Origin of the sequence: Allobosea vaviloviae, from assembly GCF_001298265.1 — a bacterium.
Lineage (GTDB): Bacteria > Pseudomonadota > Alphaproteobacteria > Rhizobiales > Beijerinckiaceae > Allobosea > Allobosea vaviloviae_B.
In genome coordinates, this window is sequence record NZ_LGSZ01000032.1 from 163,330 (window position 1) to 183,162 (window position 19,833).

General features: G+C 64.2%; 17 protein-coding genes and 1 tRNA gene. 12 read left to right on the forward strand and 6 right to left on the reverse strand.

Features of this window, described 5'->3' with window-relative positions; genetic code table 11:
- Positions 1–128: 128 nt before the first annotated feature.
- The 3 genes from AE618_RS10645 (at position 129) to AE618_RS10655 (ending at position 1,982) form a co-directional block, all read left to right on the forward strand.
- A complete protein-coding gene (locus tag AE618_RS10645) occupies positions 129–731 on the forward strand; it encodes a CarD family transcriptional regulator (RefSeq protein WP_054209029.1) in 603 nt (200 codons plus the stop codon).
- A gap of 212 nt (positions 732–943) precedes the next feature.
- Positions 944–1,669, forward strand: a complete 726-nt coding sequence (locus tag AE618_RS10650; protein WP_197280745.1) for a Crp/Fnr family transcriptional regulator — start codon at positions 944–946, stop codon at positions 1,667–1,669.
- A gap of 34 nt (positions 1,670–1,703) precedes the next feature.
- Positions 1,704–1,982: a DUF6894 family protein gene (locus AE618_RS10655; RefSeq protein ID WP_054209031.1), complete on the forward strand. Its 279-nt coding sequence runs from the start codon at positions 1,704–1,706 to the stop codon at positions 1,980–1,982.
- 81 nt (positions 1,983–2,063) lie between these two features.
- Here AE618_RS10655 and AE618_RS10660 read toward each other — a convergent pair.
- Positions 2,064–2,140: transfer RNA gene (locus AE618_RS10660), tRNA-Arg, on the reverse strand.
- Positions 2,141–2,168: 28 nt separating this feature from the next.
- Here AE618_RS10660 and AE618_RS10665 point away from each other — a divergent pair.
- The 7 genes from AE618_RS10665 (at position 2,169) to AE618_RS10700 (ending at position 12,661) form a co-directional block, all read left to right on the forward strand.
- A complete protein-coding gene (locus AE618_RS10665; protein ID WP_054209032.1) occupies positions 2,169–2,987 on the forward strand; it encodes a hypothetical protein in 819 nt (272 codons plus the stop codon).
- Positions 2,988–3,042: 55 nt separating this feature from the next.
- The gene (locus AE618_RS10670; protein WP_248310825.1) at positions 3,043–4,488 is read left to right on the forward strand and encodes a M48 family metalloprotease; all 1,446 of its coding nucleotides are present in this window, start codon (positions 3,043–3,045) and stop codon (positions 4,486–4,488) included.
- Between the two features lie 140 nt (positions 4,489–4,628).
- Positions 4,629–5,498 carry a dienelactone hydrolase family protein gene (locus AE618_RS10675; protein WP_054209081.1) on the forward strand — a complete coding sequence of 290 codons (870 nt, stop codon included), beginning with the start codon at positions 4,629–4,631 and terminating at the stop codon, positions 5,496–5,498.
- Positions 5,499–5,642: 144 nt separating this feature from the next.
- Complete coding sequence (locus AE618_RS10680) at positions 5,643–6,701, forward strand: L,D-transpeptidase family protein (protein WP_054209033.1); 1,059 nt, start codon at positions 5,643–5,645, stop codon at positions 6,699–6,701.
- A 1,508-nt stretch (positions 6,702–8,209) separates the two neighbouring features.
- Positions 8,210–9,289 carry an AAA family ATPase gene (locus AE618_RS10690; protein WP_082365172.1) on the forward strand — a complete coding sequence of 360 codons (1,080 nt, stop codon included), beginning with the start codon at positions 8,210–8,212 and terminating at the stop codon, positions 9,287–9,289.
- Positions 9,231–11,744 carry a S8 family peptidase gene (locus AE618_RS10695; RefSeq protein WP_156330209.1) on the forward strand — a complete coding sequence of 838 codons (2,514 nt, stop codon included), beginning with the start codon at positions 9,231–9,233 and terminating at the stop codon, positions 11,742–11,744. Before AE618_RS10690 ends, AE618_RS10695 begins: the two co-directional genes overlap by 59 nt.
- Positions 11,745–11,755: 11 nt before the next feature.
- Positions 11,756–12,661: a hypothetical protein gene (locus AE618_RS10700; protein ID WP_054209037.1), complete on the forward strand. Its 906-nt coding sequence runs from the start codon at positions 11,756–11,758 to the stop codon at positions 12,659–12,661.
- Positions 12,662–12,771: 110 nt separating this feature from the next.
- Here the strand turns inward: AE618_RS10700 and AE618_RS10705 are convergent, their stop codons facing one another.
- From AE618_RS10705 to AE618_RS10720, 4 genes are all read right to left on the reverse strand, one after another.
- Positions 12,772–13,407 carry a hypothetical protein gene (locus tag AE618_RS10705; RefSeq protein ID WP_054209038.1) on the reverse strand — a complete coding sequence of 212 codons (636 nt, stop codon included), beginning with the start codon at positions 13,405–13,407 and terminating at the stop codon, positions 12,772–12,774.
- 209 nt (positions 13,408–13,616) lie between these two features.
- Positions 13,617–14,591: a Bug family tripartite tricarboxylate transporter substrate binding protein gene (locus tag AE618_RS10710; protein WP_054209039.1), complete on the reverse strand. Its 975-nt coding sequence runs from the start codon at positions 14,589–14,591 to the stop codon at positions 13,617–13,619.
- 183 nt (positions 14,592–14,774) lie between these two features.
- A complete protein-coding gene (locus tag AE618_RS10715; protein WP_082365173.1) occupies positions 14,775–16,007 on the reverse strand; it encodes an ABC transporter substrate-binding protein in 1,233 nt (410 codons plus the stop codon).
- A gap of 177 nt (positions 16,008–16,184) precedes the next feature.
- Entirely contained in the window at positions 16,185–16,907 is a 723-nt protein-coding gene (locus AE618_RS10720) for an SDR family NAD(P)-dependent oxidoreductase (protein WP_054209041.1), read from the reverse strand.
- Between the two features lie 186 nt (positions 16,908–17,093).
- Here AE618_RS10720 and AE618_RS10725 point away from each other — a divergent pair, with 186 nt between their 5' ends.
- Together AE618_RS10725 and AE618_RS10730 are read left to right on the forward strand one after the other, a co-directional pair.
- Positions 17,094–17,951, forward strand: coding sequence for an SDR family oxidoreductase (locus AE618_RS10725; RefSeq protein ID WP_054209042.1), 858 nt, complete (start codon positions 17,094–17,096; stop codon positions 17,949–17,951).
- Positions 17,952–18,044: 93 nt separating this feature from the next.
- A complete protein-coding gene (locus AE618_RS10730) occupies positions 18,045–18,746 on the forward strand; it encodes a FadR/GntR family transcriptional regulator (RefSeq protein ID WP_054209043.1) in 702 nt (233 codons plus the stop codon).
- A 23-nt stretch (positions 18,747–18,769) separates the two neighbouring features.
- Here AE618_RS10730 and AE618_RS10735 read toward each other — a convergent pair whose 3' ends face one another.
- Positions 18,770–19,831 carry an alcohol dehydrogenase gene (locus AE618_RS10735; protein ID WP_054209044.1) on the reverse strand — a complete coding sequence of 354 codons (1,062 nt, stop codon included), beginning with the start codon at positions 19,829–19,831 and terminating at the stop codon, positions 18,770–18,772.
- Positions 19,832–19,833 lie beyond the last annotated feature (2 nt).

Genomic DNA, 19,833 nt, shown 5'->3' on the forward strand with positions numbered 1-19,833 from the left:
AATCGGCTGAGGGAGCGTGAAGCGACGGGGCAATACCCGTCCGCGTCAGGCAGAGTGTCTGCGGTCATCCGACCGGAGATGAGAAGTGCGAGCCCGCATCTAGCGGTCCGGTCAGGAGTCGTAACGGCATGTCCACGGTGAAGAAAGCTGTTGTGCGCCAGGGTTTCAAGACGGGTGAATTCGTTGTGTATCCGTCCCACGGCGTCGGTCAGATCACGGCGATCGAGGAGCAGGAAGTCGCTGGCTTCAAGCTCGAACTCTTCGTCGTCAGCTTCGCCAAGGACAAGATGACGCTGCGCGTTCCCACCGCCAAGGCCGCCAGCGTCGGCCTGCGCAAGCTCGCCGATGCGGAGAGCGTCACCAAGGCTCTGACCACGCTGACCGGCCGCGCCCGCGTCAAGCGTACCATGTGGTCGCGCCGCGCCCAGGAATACGAGGCGAAGATCAATTCGGGCGATCTCGTCGCCATCGCCGAGGTCGTGCGCGACCTCTACCGCTCCGAGGCCCAGCCTGAGCAGTCCTATTCCGAGCGCCAGCTTTATGAGGCGGCGGTCGATCGCATGACCCGCGAGATCGCGGTCGTCGACGACATCACCGAGACCGAGGCTCTGAAGAAGATCGAGGGCCAGCTCGCCAAGTCGCCGCGTCGCCCGGGCAAGGGCGAAGTCGTCGAAGCCGCCGAGGGCGAGGCCGAGGGCGACAACGACGACATTCAGGAAGAGGCCGCCTGATCGCGGCTGCCACCTTTCAGACAAACAGAACCCGGCGGGCAACCGCCGGGTTTTTGTCATTTCGAGCCACTGCAGCGCCTGGAGACGCGCTGATCCCGAACACACGCGCTCCGGCGGCGTTGGAACGCGGTGCAACCGGCCCCGTGCGGTGATGGCTATTGGAACGATGCTCGTCGACCGGCGTTCCCTGACGAATGCCTTCTGATCTTTCCATGCCGAAACTGCAGCCCCTTGTGCGTTCGCTGGCGCTCCGGGACGAACTCGCTTCAGGGGAGCGTGCTCTCGTCGAGGGCATGACGATGCGCAGGAGAGTGCTGCGGAAGGGCGAAGAACTGGTCGCCCAGAATTCGCAACCTTCGGAGAGCTGCATCGTCCTGAGCGGCTTCACCGCCCGTGAGGTCGTGCTCGCCGATGGCAAGCGTCAGATCACCGCGCTGCATATCGCCGGCGATTTCGTCGATCTTCACGCATTCCTTCTCAAGCTCATGGACCACAGCGTCGTCGCGTTGACGGATTGCGAGGTGGCCTATGTACCCCACCGCGAACTGCTGCGCGTGATCGAGCAATCGCCTCATCTCGGCCGCCTGTTCTGGCTCTCGACCGTGATCGACGGCGCCATCCAGAGGGCCTGGATCACATCCAGCGGACGCCGCGCGGCAACCGCCCATCTCGGCCATCTGATCTGTGAACTCTATCTGCGCCTGCACGCCGTCGACCTGGCGCGGGACGGAAGCTTTGCCTTTCCCGTTGCCCAGACGGAGCTGGCGGATGCGCTCGGATTCTCGCTCGTCCATGTCAATCGGACGCTTCAGGAGCTTCGCGCCACCGGCTTCGTCCGCTGGAAAGGCAGCACCGTCGCCATCGTCGATTTCGACGGGCTGGCTGCGCTCTCGCAGTTCGATCCGACCTATCTCAATCTGGTCAAGTTGCCACGCTGACGGAACAGATCCCGTCGCCGGAGATTGCTGCGAGATGCCACGCTATTTCATCGACAGCTCCGACGGCAATTTCTCCCATATCGATAGCGAGGGCGTCGAGCTGGCGGGAGATGCCGCCGCGCGCTATCTCGCGCTCGACGCCTTGCCAGACATGGTGCGGGAGGTCTTGCCGGACGGAGACCAGCGCCAATTCGCCGTCTGCGTGCGTGATGAAGGCGGGAAGGTCATCTACAGCGCCAGCCTCACTTTGGCTGGCGGCTGGCGCGAGGGTTACACATCCGATCTCGAAAACGGACCCTTGATCGATCTGTAACGAAAACGGCCGGAACCGTCTGCGCGGCCTGGCTGGTCGCCGCGCCGAACCACCAGGCACGTCGTTGATATCGGCTGATAATGGCGTCCCGGAAGGGATTCGAACCCCTGACCTACGGTTTAGGAAACCGTTGCTCTATCCTGCTGAGCTACCGGGACGCGCGCCAAACCGTGTAGCATAATCGCCATGCCGGTGAAGCCTCTTCTTGCTGCTTTCCTCGCCTTGCCGCTCCTTGCCGGGGCGGCCGGAGCAAATGACGCCTGCTCCGAGCTTACGGCCGACAGCCCCACGGTTCGCCTTTCCGGGCTCGACGAGGCCGGCGACCCGCTGCTCGTCGATGGCCGGCGGCTGCGCCTTGTCGGGCTCGCCCCGCGCCAGGGCGATACGGAGGCTGCGCGGTTCACGGCCGGCCTCGCTGCCTGGCGCGACCGCGACCTGAAGCTCGTCCTGCTCGGTGGGCCCGATCGCTGGGGCCGCTTGCCGGCCCGGCTCTATATCCCGGCGAACGAAGCGAGTGCCGTGCCCCGCGAACTGGCCCCGGTGCTGCTGAGCGAGGGCGCTGCGGTTGCTCTTCCGGAGGCGCGTCCCGCGAGCTGTGGCGGCGGCGCCCGCACGACGCGGTCACGGACGCAGGCTGTCAAGGCGCCGACGCTCGCCGGCCCAGCGGCGGTCGCCCCAGCACCCGCCATCGCAGGGTCGGAAACCGCCGTCGATGGTCATGATATCGCCGCGCTCAAGGCGCATGAGGGGCGGCTCGTGCTGCTGGAGGGGCGCATCGCCTCCGTCGGTGAGCGCGCGCAACGGACCTATCTGAATTTTTCGCGCCGGCGTGGGGAGGCCGCGTCGATCGTGCTGTCGAAAACGCTATGGCGCGAGATGAAGGATGCCGGCTGGACCGCGACCGGGCTCGGCGGTAAACGCTTGCGGGCGCGTGGCGTCCTCTCCGGGCGGGACGGCCTGCTTCTCGACGTGACATCGAAGCTCGCCCTGGAACTGGTCGACTGACGGAATGCTGGCGTTCTGGCGAGACATGCCCCTCCTCCTTCGGTTGATCTGTCGCATGCGGCTGGCCGCGCTCGCGCTTCCCGCGCTGCTGCTCGTCGGCTGCACCGGCGATCAGAGCGTGCTGCTGCCGCCTCAGGCCCCGGCCGATGGCGATATCGCGCCGCGTGTCAGCACGCTCCAGCGCGCCTCCGACAGCGAACATCTGCGGCTGCTCTCGGCCTTCGGTGGCGAATTCCGTGCACCCAAGGCACGCGCGGCGCTGGACGAGGTCGTGCAGCGGCTGGCGAAGGCTGGCGAGGGCCAGATCGGCTCCTATGAGATCACCATCCTGAACTCGCCGGCGGTGAACGCCTTCGCCTTGCCCAATGGCCGTCTCTACATCACGCGCGGCCTGCTGGTGCTCGCCAACGACACCGCCGAGATCGCCTCCGTGCTCGCCCATGAGATCGCCCATGTCACTGCCCAGCACGCCGTCGAGCGGGCCGAGCGCGAACTGGAATCGGCGCTGGTCAGCCAGGTCGTTTCGCAGGTGCTGAAGGACCCGGCCCAGGGCGCCGCAGTGCAGGCCGGCTCGAAACTGTCGCTTGCCAAGTTCTCGCGACAGCAGGAGCTCACCGCCGACCAGATCAGCGTGCGCAACATTTCGCGCGCCGGCTACGACCCTTATGGCGCCGGGCGCTTCCTCGCCGCGCTCGGGCGCAACACCGCCTTCCGCAGCAGCGGCCAGAACCAGAACCCGGACGACAAGCGCCTCGACATCCTGTCGAGCCATCCGCAGACGCCCGAGCGCATTGCCGCCGTCACGGCCGCCGCGCGCCAGATCGGCGCGCCGGGCATCGGCGAGCGCGACGGCCCGCGCTGGCTGCAGGCGATCGACGGCATCGCCTATGGCGATGATCCGCGCGACGGCGTGGTGCGTGGGCGGACCTACCTCAACAGCGCCCTGCAGATCAGCTTCACTGCGCCCGAGGGTTTCGGCCTGGAAGCGGCGCGCGACATGGTGATCGGCGTCAGCGCCAATGGCAGCCAGGCGCTGCGCTTCGATTCCGTGACGCTGAAAGCCGACCAGACGCTGCAATCCTATGTCGCGGCCGGCTGGATCGACGGCGTCGAGACGACCGTGGTCGAGACGCTCGACATTGCCGGCCAACCGGCGGTGATCGCCGTCGGCAAGGGCACGGACTGGACCTTTCGCCTCGCCGCCATCCAGGCCGGCAGCCGCGTCTACCGCTTCATCCTGGCGGCGCGCGGCGGCGGCGATCCCGAGCGCCCGATGCGGGCCCTGCTCCAGAGCTTTCGCGTGATGAGCGCGGAAGAGGCGCGCTCGATCAAGCCGATGCAGGTGCGCACCGTTGCTGCCGCCGCAGGCGATACCCCGGCGACGTTGGCGGCGCGGATGCCGGAGCAGGACCGCGCGCTGGAGCTGTTCATGGTGCTCAACGGCATCGAGCGCGGCGGCGCCCTGACGCCTGGCCAGCGCTACAAGATCGTGACGGAATAGCGCGTCGCAGCCGGATCTTCACGAAGCCGCGATCGACGATGCCGAAGCGTCCGCCCGCCCCGGCAGGCGCTAGGATGGCCCTCGCAGAGGGGCACGGGCAAGGCCCGCCCCGCTCGGCCACGCCCACGCTGGAGGTCATCATGGCGCTCGATCGCGCGATCGTCGAACTCTACGACGAATACACGCATAAACCGCTCGACCGCCGCGTCTTCTTCAACCGCCTGCTGACGCTGGCCGGCTCGGCGGCGGCGGCCGAGGCGGCACTGGCTCTGCTCGAGCCGAATTACGCCCAGGCCCAGCAGGTCGCGGCCGACGACGCCCGGATCACGGCGCAGCGGCTCGACGTGACCGCGGACGGGGTCGCCCTCAAGGGCTATCTCGTCGCGCCCAGGACGGCGGGCCGCCGCGGCGGCGTTCTCGTCATCCATGAGAATCGCGGGCTCAACCCGCATATCGAGGACGTCACACGCCGGATGGCACTGGCGGGCTTCACCGCGCTCGGGCTGGACTTCCTGACGCCGCTCGGCGGCACCCCGGCCGATCCCGACGAAGCGCGCAACCTGTTCCCGCGCCTGCCGGCGGAGGATGTGATCCGGCAGGGCCGCGCCGCGCTGAAGCTGCTGGCCTCGCGTCCGGACGGTACGGGCAAGACCGGCGCGATCGGCTTCTGCTGGGGCGGGGGCGTGGTCAACGACCTCGCGGTCGCGGTGCCCGACCTCGCAGCCGGCGTCGTGTTCTATGGCCGCTCGCCCCAACTCGCCAGCGTGCCGCAGATCAAGGCGCGGCTGCTGATCCAGCATGCGGCGCGCGACACGCGTCTGGTGCAGGCGCTGCCGGACTACGAGGCGGCGCTGAAGGCGGCGGGCATTCGCTATGAGGCCATCGTCTATCCAGACGTCGACCACGCCTTCCTGAACGACACCAGCGCCGAGCGCTACAATGCCGCCACCGCCAGGCAGGCCTGGGAGCGCTCGGTGGCCTTCCTCGCAGCCGAGACGGGAGCCGTGTGAACGGCGCGAGCGTAGCGACACCCGGATCGCGGCGCTCTGCGTCCCCGCCCCCCGCCCCGCCTTGCGGGCGACATCCTGCGGAGCGGCCAGAGCCGCCAAGGCCGCGTTCACGAAGCTTTAGCCCTGATCGCGCACCCTTCGACGATGACCGCATCGAACCGTCTCTCAGGGCTCCGCCTTGCCTTCGCGCTCCTGCTCGGGGCGCTGACGCTGTCGGGCTGCGTCACGGGCGAGGGCGACGACCGTCATCTCCAGCCGCTGCCGGCCAAGCTGGTCTCGGAGATGGCCGCCAGGGGCATGAGCCAGGGCGACCCGATCCTCGTTCGCATTTTCAAGAAGGAGAGCGAACTCGAGGTCTGGAAGCGCGACCGCAGCGGCCGCTATGCGCTGCTGAAGACCTATCCGATGTGCCGCTGGTCGGGCCAGCTCGGACCCAAGAAGGCTGAAGGCGACCGTCAGGCGCCCGAGGGTTTCTACACGGTCACGGCCGACCTGATGAATCCGCGCTCGCAATTCTATCTGTCCTTCAATCTCGGCTATCCCAACCCGCTGGAGCGTTCGCAGGGCTATTCCGGCTCGGCCCTCATGGTCCACGGCGCCTGCACCTCGTCGGGCTGCTTCGCGATGAGCGATGACGGCGTCACGGAGATCTATGGCCTGGCGCGCGAGGCCTTCGCCGGAGGGCAGCGCAGCTTCCAGGTCCAGGCCCTGCCATTCCGGATGACGCCCGAGAACATGGCGCGTCACCGCGACAACGCGAACTTCGCCTTTTGGCAGAACCTGAAAGAGGGCTCGGACCACTTCGACGCGACCAGGCAGCCGCCGAGGCTCGCCGCATGCGGCCGTCGCTACGTCTTCAATGCCAGGGACGGTTCCGGCGCGATGACGCCAGGCGAAGCCTGTCCTCCCTATGAGATCGATCCGGCCATCCAGCCCCTCGTCTCCCAGAAGCAGGACCGCGATCAGGCCCGGTTCGCCGAACTCGTCGGCGCGGGCACGCCGGCGATGAGCTACGCCCTGGCGGATGGCGGCATGCACAAGAGCTTCCGCACAATGCTGAAGACGCTGGGGCCCGAGCGGATGCAGCCTGCCGTGGCCGGGAAAGTCGCGATCAGCCGGCCCGAGGCCGCGCTGGCCGACCCGTTCGACGGAGACGAAACGCTCGGGCGGGCCGATACGACCGGCTCGCTGCCGGCTCAGTGACGAATTCATCGCGCAAGGCGCGGGATGCGCACCGTCATGTCGCACGGCCTGCCCGGTCGGGCATGGCTCGCCTTGTGATTCACCGGTCTTGGCGGTGAATCACAGCGACGCAAAGTTCCGATGAGGTGTGACCGGGCCGCATAAACGGCGACGCATAGGAGGTGATTCTTGGAAGTCACGAATGCCGCGACTTTCAATTGTATGAAATCAATGGGTTACAGACACGATAATCAGATATGGTCCGACTTTCAGTCAAAGAAGGTACGACTTCCGGCCTCTAAAGTCAGGGATAGTCCGACCCGAAATTCGAAGCATTGCGGGGGTAAAGGCATAGCCGGTGGCCCCTCAGCCCGCGGCCTATCCGATCCGCCCTCGATCCACCTAGGTGACGGCATGATCTGGCCCTGCCAGCCGTCGGGTAAGTCTGCTTGCCGGAGGTTCGGTGGCGCTCTCGCTGTGGAACCGATCGTGAAAAGCTCTCGGCTCGCCGAGACAGTGAGGGGTTTCGGCCTCGCCCCCCGCATTTCACCCAAGGGAGCCGCATTTGCGCGCCTGCGCGTCAAGGGCGTCTCCGACCCAGCCGCGACGCGCAACGAAGGACGAAGAGACGTTCGACGCGTCGAGGCCTTGGGTCGTGCAGTTCGTCATCCGGCTCAGCACGGCCATCGGAGTCGAGCGAGACCAACATTGCCGTGACCGAAGTTTCGTCAAGCAGGAGATCCCCGGTCCTCGCCGAGCGCCAGATCGGCGCGGCGGGCCGCGGGGTCATAGACCAAGGCCTTTTCGAGGAAAGGAGGACATGGCGCCGAAAGTGACGCGCGCGCAAACCCCGGCACGCCCCGAAGTTGGGGCGTCAGTTATCTCGGCGAGGATCCGGAAGCATGACCTTGTTCGTGATCCTGATCTCGATCGAGCCGTCCGCCTTGATATGGATGCGGTTGCCCTTGGTGTGTATTGCGCGCGCTCGCCCTCGGCGACCTTGCCGAGGCGCGCGCTAGGCGCCGCGACGGGAAGCCCAGTCAGGTCGCCTTGATCGCCGCCGATCGCCAGCACGATCTAGCCAAGCTTGAAGCCATGCTCGCGAAGGCGAGCGAGGCCCAGGCCGAAGCAAATTGGCTCTTTTTTCCGGCCAGCCGGGAACCTCGCCTTGTCAGGATGCTTCTCCCCCAAAACGTCGGCGAAACATGGGGTGCCCGGGCCAGAGGTTTCCGGGTGGCCGGGCGGGCACTCTCCACGGAAAACTCGTCTGAACATGCGGTTTCGTTTGGGGCGGCTACCGAAAGACCGTATGAGTTGGTCAACGGGCGGATAGGTAAGGCGATCCCGACTGATACCCCAAACTCCGTTTCTGAGGACGTAAGGGGTCGTTAGGACGCTGAGGGTATGAACGAATTGTCAGGAGTGGTTCAATTTTCCGGTAACCAGCCCTGTTCGCCGGGCGCGATTGTCATATGATTCACCAGCAACACTACGCTGCGGCGAGTCGCTGGCGCAAAGGCTGAGATGAGATGGCGAGATCCGGTACAGCACGAAGGGACGACATAGCCCGTTTGCCCGGCGGCGGCGCCTCCGGCACCTTGCAGGCGCTAGTCGCGGAGGCCCACGCGCAGCAAGGCGACATCGCGCGACGGATTACCGATGCGATGGATTCCAATCGCCGCCGACCCGCAGTGCAGTCGAAGCCCCGTTCCTATGCGGTGCCGAACGACCTGAGCGAAATGCTCGCCGAGCGTCATCCCCTTCGCACGTTGTCCGATCTCGTGCTGCCTCAGGCGACGAAGGCTGAGATTGAGGAGTTCATTCACGAGTACTCGGAGATAGAACTCCTGCGGGCCCATGGTCTGGAGCCGCGCCACAAGATCATGCTGGTCGGCCCGCCAGGGACCGGGAAGACGAGCCTTGCCGAGGTTTTCGCGCGTGAATTGCGCCTTCCGTTTTTCTCGGTGCGCTATGACGGGCTGATCACGAGCTACCTCGGCGAAACCGCCTCCAAGCTGCGAAAGCTCACAGACTTCGTCGCAACCCAGCCCTGCGTCGTGTTCTTCGACGAGTTCGACACTCTCGGCAAGGAGCGTGGTGACAAGCAGGAAACCGGCGAGATCAAACGCGTCGTCAGCTCGCTGCTGCTGCAGCTCGATGCGCTGCCGACGAATTGCGTTGTCGTGTGTGCTACCAATCACCCCGAGCTTCTCGACCGCGCGGTGTGGCGTCGGTTCGAGCTCCGTATCGAAATGCCCCTGCCGGGCTCCGAGGAGATTGCGCAGTGGTTCGAGCGTTTGCGCAAGGATTACGGCAGCGATATTTCGAATCTTGAGCAGAACTTCATCAGTGCGTTGAGCGGGCGCAGTTTTTCGGATATCGAATCATTCACGTTAGACGTGAGAAGGAAGGTTGTCCTGGCTCGGGGGAAGCTCACCGCTAATCAGGCCCTCCTGAACGGTTTCGCCAAACTCAAGCCTCAGCAGCCCGCGCTGGGGGAGGTCTATCATAGCCAAACGGCCTATCGTGCGGATCCGCCGAAGCGAGACCGTGCAAAGTCGAATAAAGGGAAGGCGAAAGTTCATCCCTCCGAGGCCACGCTCATTTGACGAGCAGGCAAAAAATCTAACGCCCGGGATCGCGCTCCTCAGACAGTCCGTCGAAGCCGACGTTACACGCGACCCGGCCTTTGCTTCTCCCGAACGAGCCCTGGTCTTCGAAACGATCGGGCCGGTTGAGAAATTCATTGCCGCAGCGGCGGCGCTGGGCTTCGAGTGGCTTACCGAAGACTATGTCGGCGCCGAGCCGGATCCCGTGTCGGGCGGCCCTTCGCTCGATGCCGCCCCCACCAATGACATGTCTAGGCTTTATCTGACGATGCCCACGGAAGCGGGCATGCGGAAATTGCTGGCGATGTGGGGGCGCTATGAGCGAGACCTCAAGCCGGCGGAAGGCGAGGAAGTCTGGTGGAAGGTCTTCGGTTACTTGAAGACAATTCGGGTCTGGAACGCGACCGACCGCATCGAGCCGGCGACTCAGCGCTTCATCCAGCGAAGATTGGCTCAAAACCCGCAGGGGCCAGTACGGCTGGAGATCGACCTCTGGTTCCGACATGACGAGGCACTGCGAAAATCCGCCCGCGCGAGCCTGGAAAGCATCCTGGCGGCCGTCGGTGGCAGGATCCTCGATTTCGTTACCATTGAAGAGATCCGCTACCAGGTTGCCCTGATCGAAGTTCCGGCGGACGGCGCGTCGCAAATTCAGGAGCGCGTCGGCTCGGTTTCCAATGCCGACGCTGTCATGGCCATTCGGCCTCAGTCCATGTTCACGGCAGAGCCGGGAGGACGGTTCCCTATCGATGGATCCCTACAGGAGATCGCTCCGCCTCAGAGGCTCCGTCCCGCCGTGGCTGCCATTCTAGATGGCTACCCGATGCAAAATCATAGCTTGCTCGCCGACAGGGTCGAGGTCGTCGAGGTCGATGTTAAAGGCACTGAGGTACCTGTCGCGCGCCGCTTCCATGGCACCGCAATAGCCTCACTGATCCTTCATGGCGATCTGCCCACGGGCGAGGAGACGCTCTCGCGTGGCCTGAAGGCGGTGCCCGTTCTGGCCGCCCCTCAGCATCTCAATGATGAGCGCACCCAGGAAGATCTGTTGCCGATAGGCATCATCCATCGCGCCGTGCTCGCCCTGAAGCAGGGCGTGAATGGGCAGGAGCCGGCAGGGCCCGATGTTCTCATTATCAACCACTCGCTCTGTGACGCCGAAACACCCTACATCCGTCGGCCAACCGCCTGGGCTCGCTTGCTCGACATGCTGTCTCACAAATTCGGCGTGCTCTTCGTCGTCAGTGCGGGAAACATCCAGACTGAATTTCTTTCCGGATTCACCGACGACGCCGCGTTCAAAGCGGCAATTCCCGTCAGTCGCCAGATCGCGCTTCTGCGCGCCGTTGAGGCCAGCAAGGGCCATCGCAGCCTTCTCAGTCCTGCCGAAGCGATGAACGTGATTACCGTTGGCGCGGTCCACGCTGATGACGCCGAGGATAGCGAGCACGACCATATCGATCCCTTCTCGCTGGAGGTCACGAATCTTGCCTCTGCGATCGGCCCTGGGATCAATCGCTCGCTTAAACCCGAGATCGTCGAGAGCGGCGGCCGGCAATTTGCTGGATCGGCCGACCGTCTTGGCGGTCACCGGGTCTGGCCGGAAGAAACCGGGCACGCCGGCCTTGAGGCCGCCTGTCCTGATCCGATCTCCGGGTCGATCTCCAAGACGATCCGCTCTACAGGAACCAGCAATGCGGCCGCCCTGGTGACGCGATCTGGCGTGAAGATCATCGATGCCTTGGAAGATGTCCTTACAGCCGACGGATCGTCGCTCCGCAACTTCAAACGTGCCCATCTCGCCACGAAGGCGCTGCTTGTCCATGGCGCGAAATGGGGCTCGGCCGGAACCCTGCTCGACGCTGCTTACCCACCTCCTGGATCAAACAGCACGCGCCGCCGCCGCGGCACAATTACGAAATTCCTTGGCTATGGACGCCCCTTTATTGACCGCGTGATCTCTGGTGCGGCCAACCGCATCACGCTGCTGGCAGACGACCAGATCCTGCCGGAACACCTTCACGAATATCGGGTCCCGATCCCGGTCAGCATGATCAAATCCCGCGAAGTGCGTAGGATCACGATGACGCTCACTTGGTCGCCCCCGATCCACCCGACTTCGATCGCCTATCGCGGCGCGATGCTCGACATCGTCGACGCCCAAGGCCAACGGAAATTCTGGAAGGGTGTGAAGAATACGCTGCAGCCCCATCCCGACGATACGCGCCGGGGGACGACCTGTCATTTCGTGTTGGAAGGCTCGAACCGGACGCCCTTCAGCGATCAGAATGGCCTGTTCATCGGCGTTCAGGCGCGCTCCCTGAACAAGGACTTCGAACCGGCACAAATCCCCTACGCGCTCGCCATCACCCTGGAGGTTGGGGCGAACGTTCAGGAAGATATTTACACCTCAGTCAGCCAGGCCATTCGCCCGCGGCCTCGTGTTACGCCTTGAGAGGTCTGATCGTGGAATTCAGCAAAGCAAACAGTATCGGATCGAAGTCCGCCGGCGAAATCGCAGCCTATCTCGAAGCCATCGGCGACATGGATGCCGCCGCGCGTTTTCTCAAGCTCGGCGCCCAGAGCCAGGCCATCAGTGTCCGGTTCTTCACCAATGACCACTGGGCGTATAGCGGTGCTCAATTCGGCTTCATTCCAACCGGATCCCCCGGGAACTCGACAGAGATTGCCATCGATCCAGCCACCTCAGTGTCCGCTGACGAAACGCTGAAGGGGAAAGCCGTCAAGATCACGCTCGATCGGTTTTACGTCCACAACTACCCCGGAACGGGCCGCCATCAGATCGTGTGCGAGTTCGCCGGGAAAAACCAGGCGGGTCCCAAGTCGGAGGAATTGCGCTTCGCGCTGAAGACCACGGCGACCGACCGATCCTCGGCGCCTTTGCTCAGCATGCCAATCTTTGTCGACGTCAATGTCGGCGATGACGGGCTGAGTTTCGAGGGGCGGACGATCAACGTTAAAAGTGAGGGGATGGAGACGCTCGTCGAGGCTCTGGATAGTTCGGCGTTCAAGAACGGGCTGGCGCTGCTGACGACCTCTCAGCCCGCTCTCACTCCGTTCGTGCAGCTCGCGAAAGGCGCGGTCAAGGCGATCGAAAAGCAGGGCAACAACAAGGAGGTCTTTTCCTTCAGCCTCGGCCTGGACTTCTCCAAAACCGTCACCTCGGCGAAGCTTCGACTGGGCTCCTACGTCGTGGTCCAGACGAATGAGACGCAATGGGACTGGAACAATTTCGCCTACAACTCCCAGTCAGGAGCGGTTGTCGCCAAAGCCGACCCGACAATGCCTGTTGAGCTGAATTATCTCATTTTCGGCGTAACGGAATCCGGCTCAGTCAAATCCACCGGCTGAGGATCAATGCGCGTGCTTGGATGCGGCGCTACACGCCGAAATGGTTGCTGCAGCCTAGCGAGCCCTGGGAATGACCAAACTCCCCGATCACGAACGCATCTGGCGGACCGTTATCCGCGACGCGCTTTGAGCGTCGCGAGGAACTGTCGCTGCGTCGGTGACATGGCGGGCGTCAAACGCTCGATCTGCCAATCGGCCATCTCACTGAGCTGCGTCTTTTCGCGTCCACGCCGGATAGTTAGTTTGAAGTCGTGCACATCGATCGGAACCTGGAACTTCTCGAAGCGCCACAACAGGGTCGCCAATTGTTTGGGTGTGAAGGCACCTCGGTCCTGATGATAGTTGATAAACGACAAAATGCTGAACTCGGAGTCGGCCTGCGATAGCGCTACCAAGGCTATGATTACACGCTTGTTTCGCGCCTTTTCGATGAGGCTACGGCGATCTCGGCTGACTTTAGAGCGCGTGCCCGCTGCATCCAAATCCTCGCCATCACCTCCGGTCGCGCGGATCCCAAATCGATTGATGCATTCCGAGCCGATTTGAAGACGGGCGTCAGTCAGGCCATTCCGGATTTCAAACTGGTAGCGGATGTCAGGATGGTCGCAGAGTTCGCAATCGGCGTCTGGGGCCTCGAGATCATGAAACCCACCCTCATAGCGCCACTCCCGCAACGCCGTTGCCAAATCGGATTTTTCGTGGCTCAACGGAAGGATATTTCGCGCTGCGCGCTGTGCCCAGCTCATCGGCTATCTCCGGCGCTTCGACTTGCCAGGCCAGCGCATCTGCGAGCTTGGCGGTTCTTCCATGCATAGCGGCATCTGCGGCCAGCCGTCGCCGATCCCGTAGAGGTAGTTGCCGTTTGCAGGTTACGCTCACGACGCCGCAGTCGCCTCGTCCGTCCCGTAGGCGACTTTGGCTCAAACCTGGCCGGATTTTTCGCTGGTGGGCGCGGCTATTTCTTCTCGATCTTCGCGATCTCGACGAGATGGACCCAGCGCGCCGCGTCCTCGTCGACATAGGCCCTGAGCTCGGCCGGCGTCGTCGCTAGGATCTCCGAGCCGATCTGATTGACGAAGGCGATCATGTCGGGCTCGCGCAGCAGCTCGTTCAGCGCGCCGTTTAGGCGCTGCACGATCGGCTGGGGCGTACCGGCCGGCGCGAAGGCGGCGACCCAGGCGACAATGTTGAAGTCGGGTACACCGAGCTCCATCAGCGTCGGGGTATCGGGCAGGGTCGGCACGCGTTTCGGGCCGGTCACCGCCAAGACCGGGAAACGCTTCTCCTGGATCATGCCGAGGGCGCTCGCCGGGTCTGGGAAGAACACGTCGATTCGATCGCCGATCAGATCGGTCATAGCCTGAGGCGAACCGCGATACGGCACGTGCGTCATGTCGAAGCCCAGGCGCGCCTTGAGCAGTTCGGCGGAAGCCCGGCTACCCATGCTGCCGCTGCCGTAGGACAGCGACGGACTGGCTTCCTTGGCGGCCTTGACGAAACCCGCGAAATCCTTGGCGGGAAAGCCTGGGCGGATCGCCAGAATGAATGGGATGCGGATGATGCCTCCGACCGGTGCGAAATCCTTCTTCGGATCGTAGGGTAGCTGCCGATAGATGCTCGGATTGGCCGAGTGAGTGGTATTGGTCGTGATGAGCAGCGTATAGCCGTCCGCTGCAGCGCTGGCGACCTGACGGCTGGCGATGATGCCGTCCGCACCGGCCTTGTTCTCGATGACAAAACCTTGCCCGAGCTTGCGTTGAAGGCCTTCGCTGACCCTGCGGGCGACGGAGTCGGTCGCACTGCCGGCCGGAAAGGGGACCACGATGGTGACGGGGTGGTTCGGATAGGCCGGTGCCTGTGCACGGCTCGTCGTTACCGGACCAATGCACATCATTGCGGCCATGATCAGATTGAATGCGCTGAGCTTCATCTAGTCTCCTCCTGTCGCGCTGCTCTTCAGCGTTCTCGTACATGGCCGTGCCGGCATGGGGGGTTGGGAGCCGCCCACCTCGGACGGGAAGCCGTGAAACCCGTCCAAAGCGATCTCCGCTCTGTTCCCGCGGGAGTTCCCGAGCCCCCGAAGAGCGCGTGGTCGAACGACGCGCGCGAACTCTCAGCCGGCCGACTTCACCAGCGAGCAGACGGCGGGATCGGCCGGCGCGAAGGACTCGGCCGCCGGCAGGCTGCCGACGACCCTGTAGAGATCCCATTCGCCCTTCGACTCGCTTGGTGTCTTGACCTGAAGGATGATCTGGTCGCGCATCACCTGGCCGTCGGCACGGATGCGGGCATTCTTCGACATGAAATCGTTGACCGGCGTCGCCTTCATATGAGCGATGATCGCGCCGGTGTCCTCACGTCCAACCGCCTTGACCGCGTTGAGATAATGCAGCGTCGCGCCGTAGGCGCTGGCCTGGATCATGTTCGGCATGCGCTTGAAGCGCTCGAAGAAGCGCTTGGCGAAGGCGCGGGATTCGTCGTTCTGGTCCCAGTAGTAGGTCGAAGTTTCCAGCAGCCCTTGCGCTGTCTGCAGTCCCATCGCCTTGACGTCGTGCAAGGTCATGCTCAGCGGCGCGAGCATCTGCTTTGGCCGGAGGCCGAACTCGTCAGCCTGCTTGACGACATTGGGAACATGCACGCTCGTCGTCGCCAAGGCGACCACCTTCGCGCCAGAGGTCTGCGCCTTGAGCAGATCGGAAGAGAAGTCGGTGGTTTCGAAGCCGTGCTTGGCCGCTCCGACGACCTTGCCCCCGGCCGCCTGTATCATCGCGGTAGTGTCGTTCTGGACAGTGTGGCCATAAGCGTAGTCGACAGTCAGAAAAAACCAGCTGTCGCCGCCGGCCTTGATCGCGGCCTTGACTACGCCGATGGCCTGGCTGTGGCTGTTGTGGTTCCAATGGATGCCATTGGGTCCGCACTTCTTGCCGGTCAGATCGGCGCTCGACGAGGAGATGAAGATGACAGCCTTGTTCTTGTCCTTGGCGAGTTCCTGAACGCCCAAGGCGACGCTAGTGATGCCGACATCGAAGATCGCGTTGACACCATCGTCATACCAGCGTCGCGCCAGGCTGATGCCGGTATCGGGTTTGTTGAGATGGTCGCCCTGGACGATTTCGATGGGCAGGCCAAGAACGGTTCCGCCGAAATCCTCGACCGCTATCCGCATGCTCGTCAGCGTGCCAGGTCCAGACAAGTCGACGACCATGCCGGACATGTCGCTGAGGGCTCCGATGCGAAATGATCTACCTTGCGCCGCAGCGCTCTTGGCGAGAAAGGGTGCCGACAACGCGCCGGCGACGACTGCGCGGCGGCTGAGGCTGATAGGCGCTGCCAAATCCGACTTCATTGTGCTCCTCCCAAAGAGCGCGAATCTTCGATTTTGTTCGCTTGTTGACGCTGCACTGTCGGCAGCTTTGGACCGGCAGTTGCCGCTCCGAGGCGAGCTTGCGAGAAATAGGGGATTTGGTCAAACCTTTTAGTAAATGGTTTGACCAAAATCGCCCTCTCTCAGACTGCTAAGGTCTCATGAGGGGATCAGGCCACCGTCGACATTGATGGTCTGGCAGGAGACGAAGGACGCTTCTTCGCTCAACAGGAAGGCCGCGACCGCAGCGACTTCGTCCGCACGCCCAATCCGACCCAGCGGAATCTCGGCTGCGACCGCTTCCTCGCCTCGGCGAACAATGACCTCAGCCGGCATGGCGGTGTCGATCACACAAGGTGCGAGCGCATTGACGCGGGCATGTGGCGCAAAACGCCGCCCGAGGCCGCGCACCAATCCGACCAGCCCCGCCTTGGCGATGCCGTAGGGTGTGTGCTCGGGAGCGCCGCGCCGAAAGGCGGACGAAGAGACGAAGACCTGGCTCATGATCCGCGTGCGATCGCGCGCCTCGAAGGCGGCGTGAGCGATCAGGTAGGCGCTGGTGAGGTTGGCTGCGATCGCGCGCTCATAGACCGACATGTCGTCGATCCCGTCCGGATCGCGCTCAAACACCCCGGCGAGATGCACCAGGCCGACGACGCGGCCGTGCGCGCACTGGAGAAATGCGCGGGTGTCATCGGGGCCTTCGAAGCGACAGACCGCCAGTGTGACGGTTCCATCGAGCTTTTCAGCCGTCTCGCGCAGCCGATCGAGGGCCACGTCGGAAATGTCGGCGCAGAGCAACTGGCGCCCAGACCGGGCCAGTTTCGTGACGGTCTCGATCCCGATTCCCCCGGCGGCTCCGGTGATGACGATGGTTTCCATGCGCACGCCCCCCGAACCGTGTGGGGAAAGCTCGTCCGTCCCCAAGACCGCCGAACCCTAGACGCTATTCTTTTTTGGTCAAACCATTATACCTGATGCCTCCTGGGAGCTCCGACGACGGCGGTTCATCCCTTCATCGGCAGGGTCGGTGTCGGCCCGACCCGGCTGTAACTCTGACGGAGTCACATGATGAAGGACCTTGGCGAGAAGACCGTCCTCGTCACAGGCGCCGCCTCCGGGATCGGCGCGGCGCTTGCGCGCTCGTTTCTCACCGCCGGCTGCAAGGTTGCCCTGGCCGATATCGACGAGGCGAGACTGAGGCGTGTGACGAGCGAATTCGAGCACGCGCGGCTGGCAGCTAGGGCAGTCCGTCTCGACGTCGCGTCGGAGGCGTCATGGGCTCTCGCGTTGCGAGACGTCGAGGCAAGCTTCGGCCCCATCGATATTCTCTGCAACAATGCCGGTATCGGTTCGGAGCGCCAGCCGTTCGGAGCGCTGTCGGCCGAAGCGTGGCGGCGTGTTTTCGACATCAACGTCCACGGCGTCTTCAACGGCATTTCGGCAGTCCTGCCCGGCATGTTGCTGCGTGGCTCGGACGCCCATATCGTCAACACCGCCTCGATCCTCGGTCATTTCGCCCGGCCCGGCGTCGGCGAGTATGTCGCCGCGAAATATGCGGTTCTCGGCCTGTCTGAGACCTTGCGAATGGAGCTGGCGGGCACGCCCGTCGGCGTATCCGTGCTCTGTCCGGGGCTGGTCGCAACGCGGATCGGATTGCCGCCCGGGGAGGACGAGAACCCGGCGCCGGTCCCACCCACGCAGCCCCAACCCGGCGCAAGGCCGCTCGGCATCGATGCCTCGGGAATTGGCGACGCCGTCGTGACGGCAGTCCGCGAGGGGCGATTCTACATCTTCACCCACCCCGAATACGCAGCGTTGATTGATCGCCGCTTCGGCGAGATCGGTCAGGCGCTGGCCTCGTCCGCCCCACTGGGACCGGCCGAGGACATCGCCTATCTCGGACAGGGGTTCAGCCGATACTAAACTTGGCAAGACTGTCGCGATGCCGTCGATCCGGATGCGCCGCGGCGAAAAATTGAGCTACCCTAGCGCTACCTTCTCGCGAGGAAACGCCGCTTGGACCTCGATCTCAGACCGCTCGCCCTGCCGAAGGCACCCGGCCTGCTTGCCGATAAGCTGCGGGAAATGATCTTGCGCGGCGAACTCGCGGCCGGCTCGATCTTGCCGGCCGAGCGGGAAATCGTCGGCAGTTCCGGGCTGAGCCGCGGCTCCGTGCGCGAAGCGCTCAAGATCCTCGAGACCGAAGGCCTGATCAGGATCAAGACCGGCCGCACGGGCGGTGCCGTGGTCAGCGCCCCGCAACGTGATCTGCTGGCGCGTTCGGTCGAAGTGTTCGTGCGCGCCAACGCCATCAAGCTCGAAGCGCTGCTGGATTGCCGGCTAGCTGTCGAGCCGATGCTCGCGCGCCTGGCCGCACGGTATCGAACGGAAGAGGAATTGGCGAAACTGGTCAGACTGCACGCGGAATTCACGACGTCCGTGGATCACGTGGAGCAATATCGGTCGGTCAATTTCGAATGGCATCTCGTCATCGCGCGAGCGAGCCGCAATGAACCGCTCACCGCGGTGATGGAAGCGATCTCGACGCCCGTTCGGGAAGCGACCGGCTTCGAGCGCTTCACCACGCCGGCGACACGGCGCGAGGCCGTTCGGGCCCACGAGGCGATCTTGGCGGCCATCGCCTGCCGGGACCAGGACGCCGCGGCCGGCGCCATGCACGATCACTTGTCCGTCTACACGAGCGGCTTGCCGGGCTGAGCTTCCTGTCGCGCCGACCGGCTTCACGTGCTCGGGGGCGTCAACACGATGCGCCCGGTGACCTCGCCGCGATGGAGCATGGTCATCGCCTCGTTGACCTTCGTCTTCGGCATCAGCGTGATCGGAATTGGTGCCAGTTTGCCCGACTGCGCCAACGCGACGACGTCGCGCAGATCCTGAGGCGAGCCCGTGGCTGAGCCCTGGATCGTGCGCGGGCGGAAGATCAGGCTCGCCAGCGACAGCGCGATCTCGCCGCCGGCGACGCCGACGAGCACGAGCTTGCCGCCTCTGGCGAGGGCATCGAGAACGCCCGGCACGGTGTTCGAGGCATTGACGAAATCGATCGCCGCCTTCGCCTGCCCGCCCGCTGCCGCAACAATGCGCTCGCTCAGCCCTTCCGGCACCCCGTCGACGGCTGCCGATGCGCCGGCATCCAGCGCCGCCTGGCGCTTGCGCGCGTCGATTTCAACCACCGTGATGGCCCGATGCCCGAGTGCGCGGAGCATCGCGATCGCGGCCAAGCCGAGGCCGCCGGCGCCGACCAGGACGACGGGAGCGTCCGGCGCGATCGGCTGGATCTTCTTGATCGCGGAATAGACGGTGATGCCCGAGCAGGCGAAGGTCGCCGCCAGCGCCGGATCGATCGAGCCAGGATCGACAAGGAACTTCGGATGCGGCGACATCACCCGATCGGCGAAGCCGCCATGCCTGATCACGCCGATGGCGCTAGGCTTGTCGCAGAGATTGTCGTCGCCGGCGCGGCAACGTTCGCATTCGCCGCAGCCCAGCCATGGGAAGACGATGCGCAGATCCCCGATCTCGACGCCCTCAGCCTGCGGTCCCTTGGCGACGACTCGGCCCACCACCTCATGACCGATCGCACGAGGCAAGGTGACGCCACGCTCGGTGAGCTTCAGGAGGCGGCCGCCGCCGAGATCGTAGGACCCCTTCCAGAAGTGCAGATCCGAATGGCAGACGCCGCAATGGGTGACGTCAAGCAGAACCTGCGTGCCGGTGGGCACCTCGTCGACCACCTCGATACATTGGAGCGGCGCCCCGTTCTCGACCACTGCCCAAGCTCGCATCG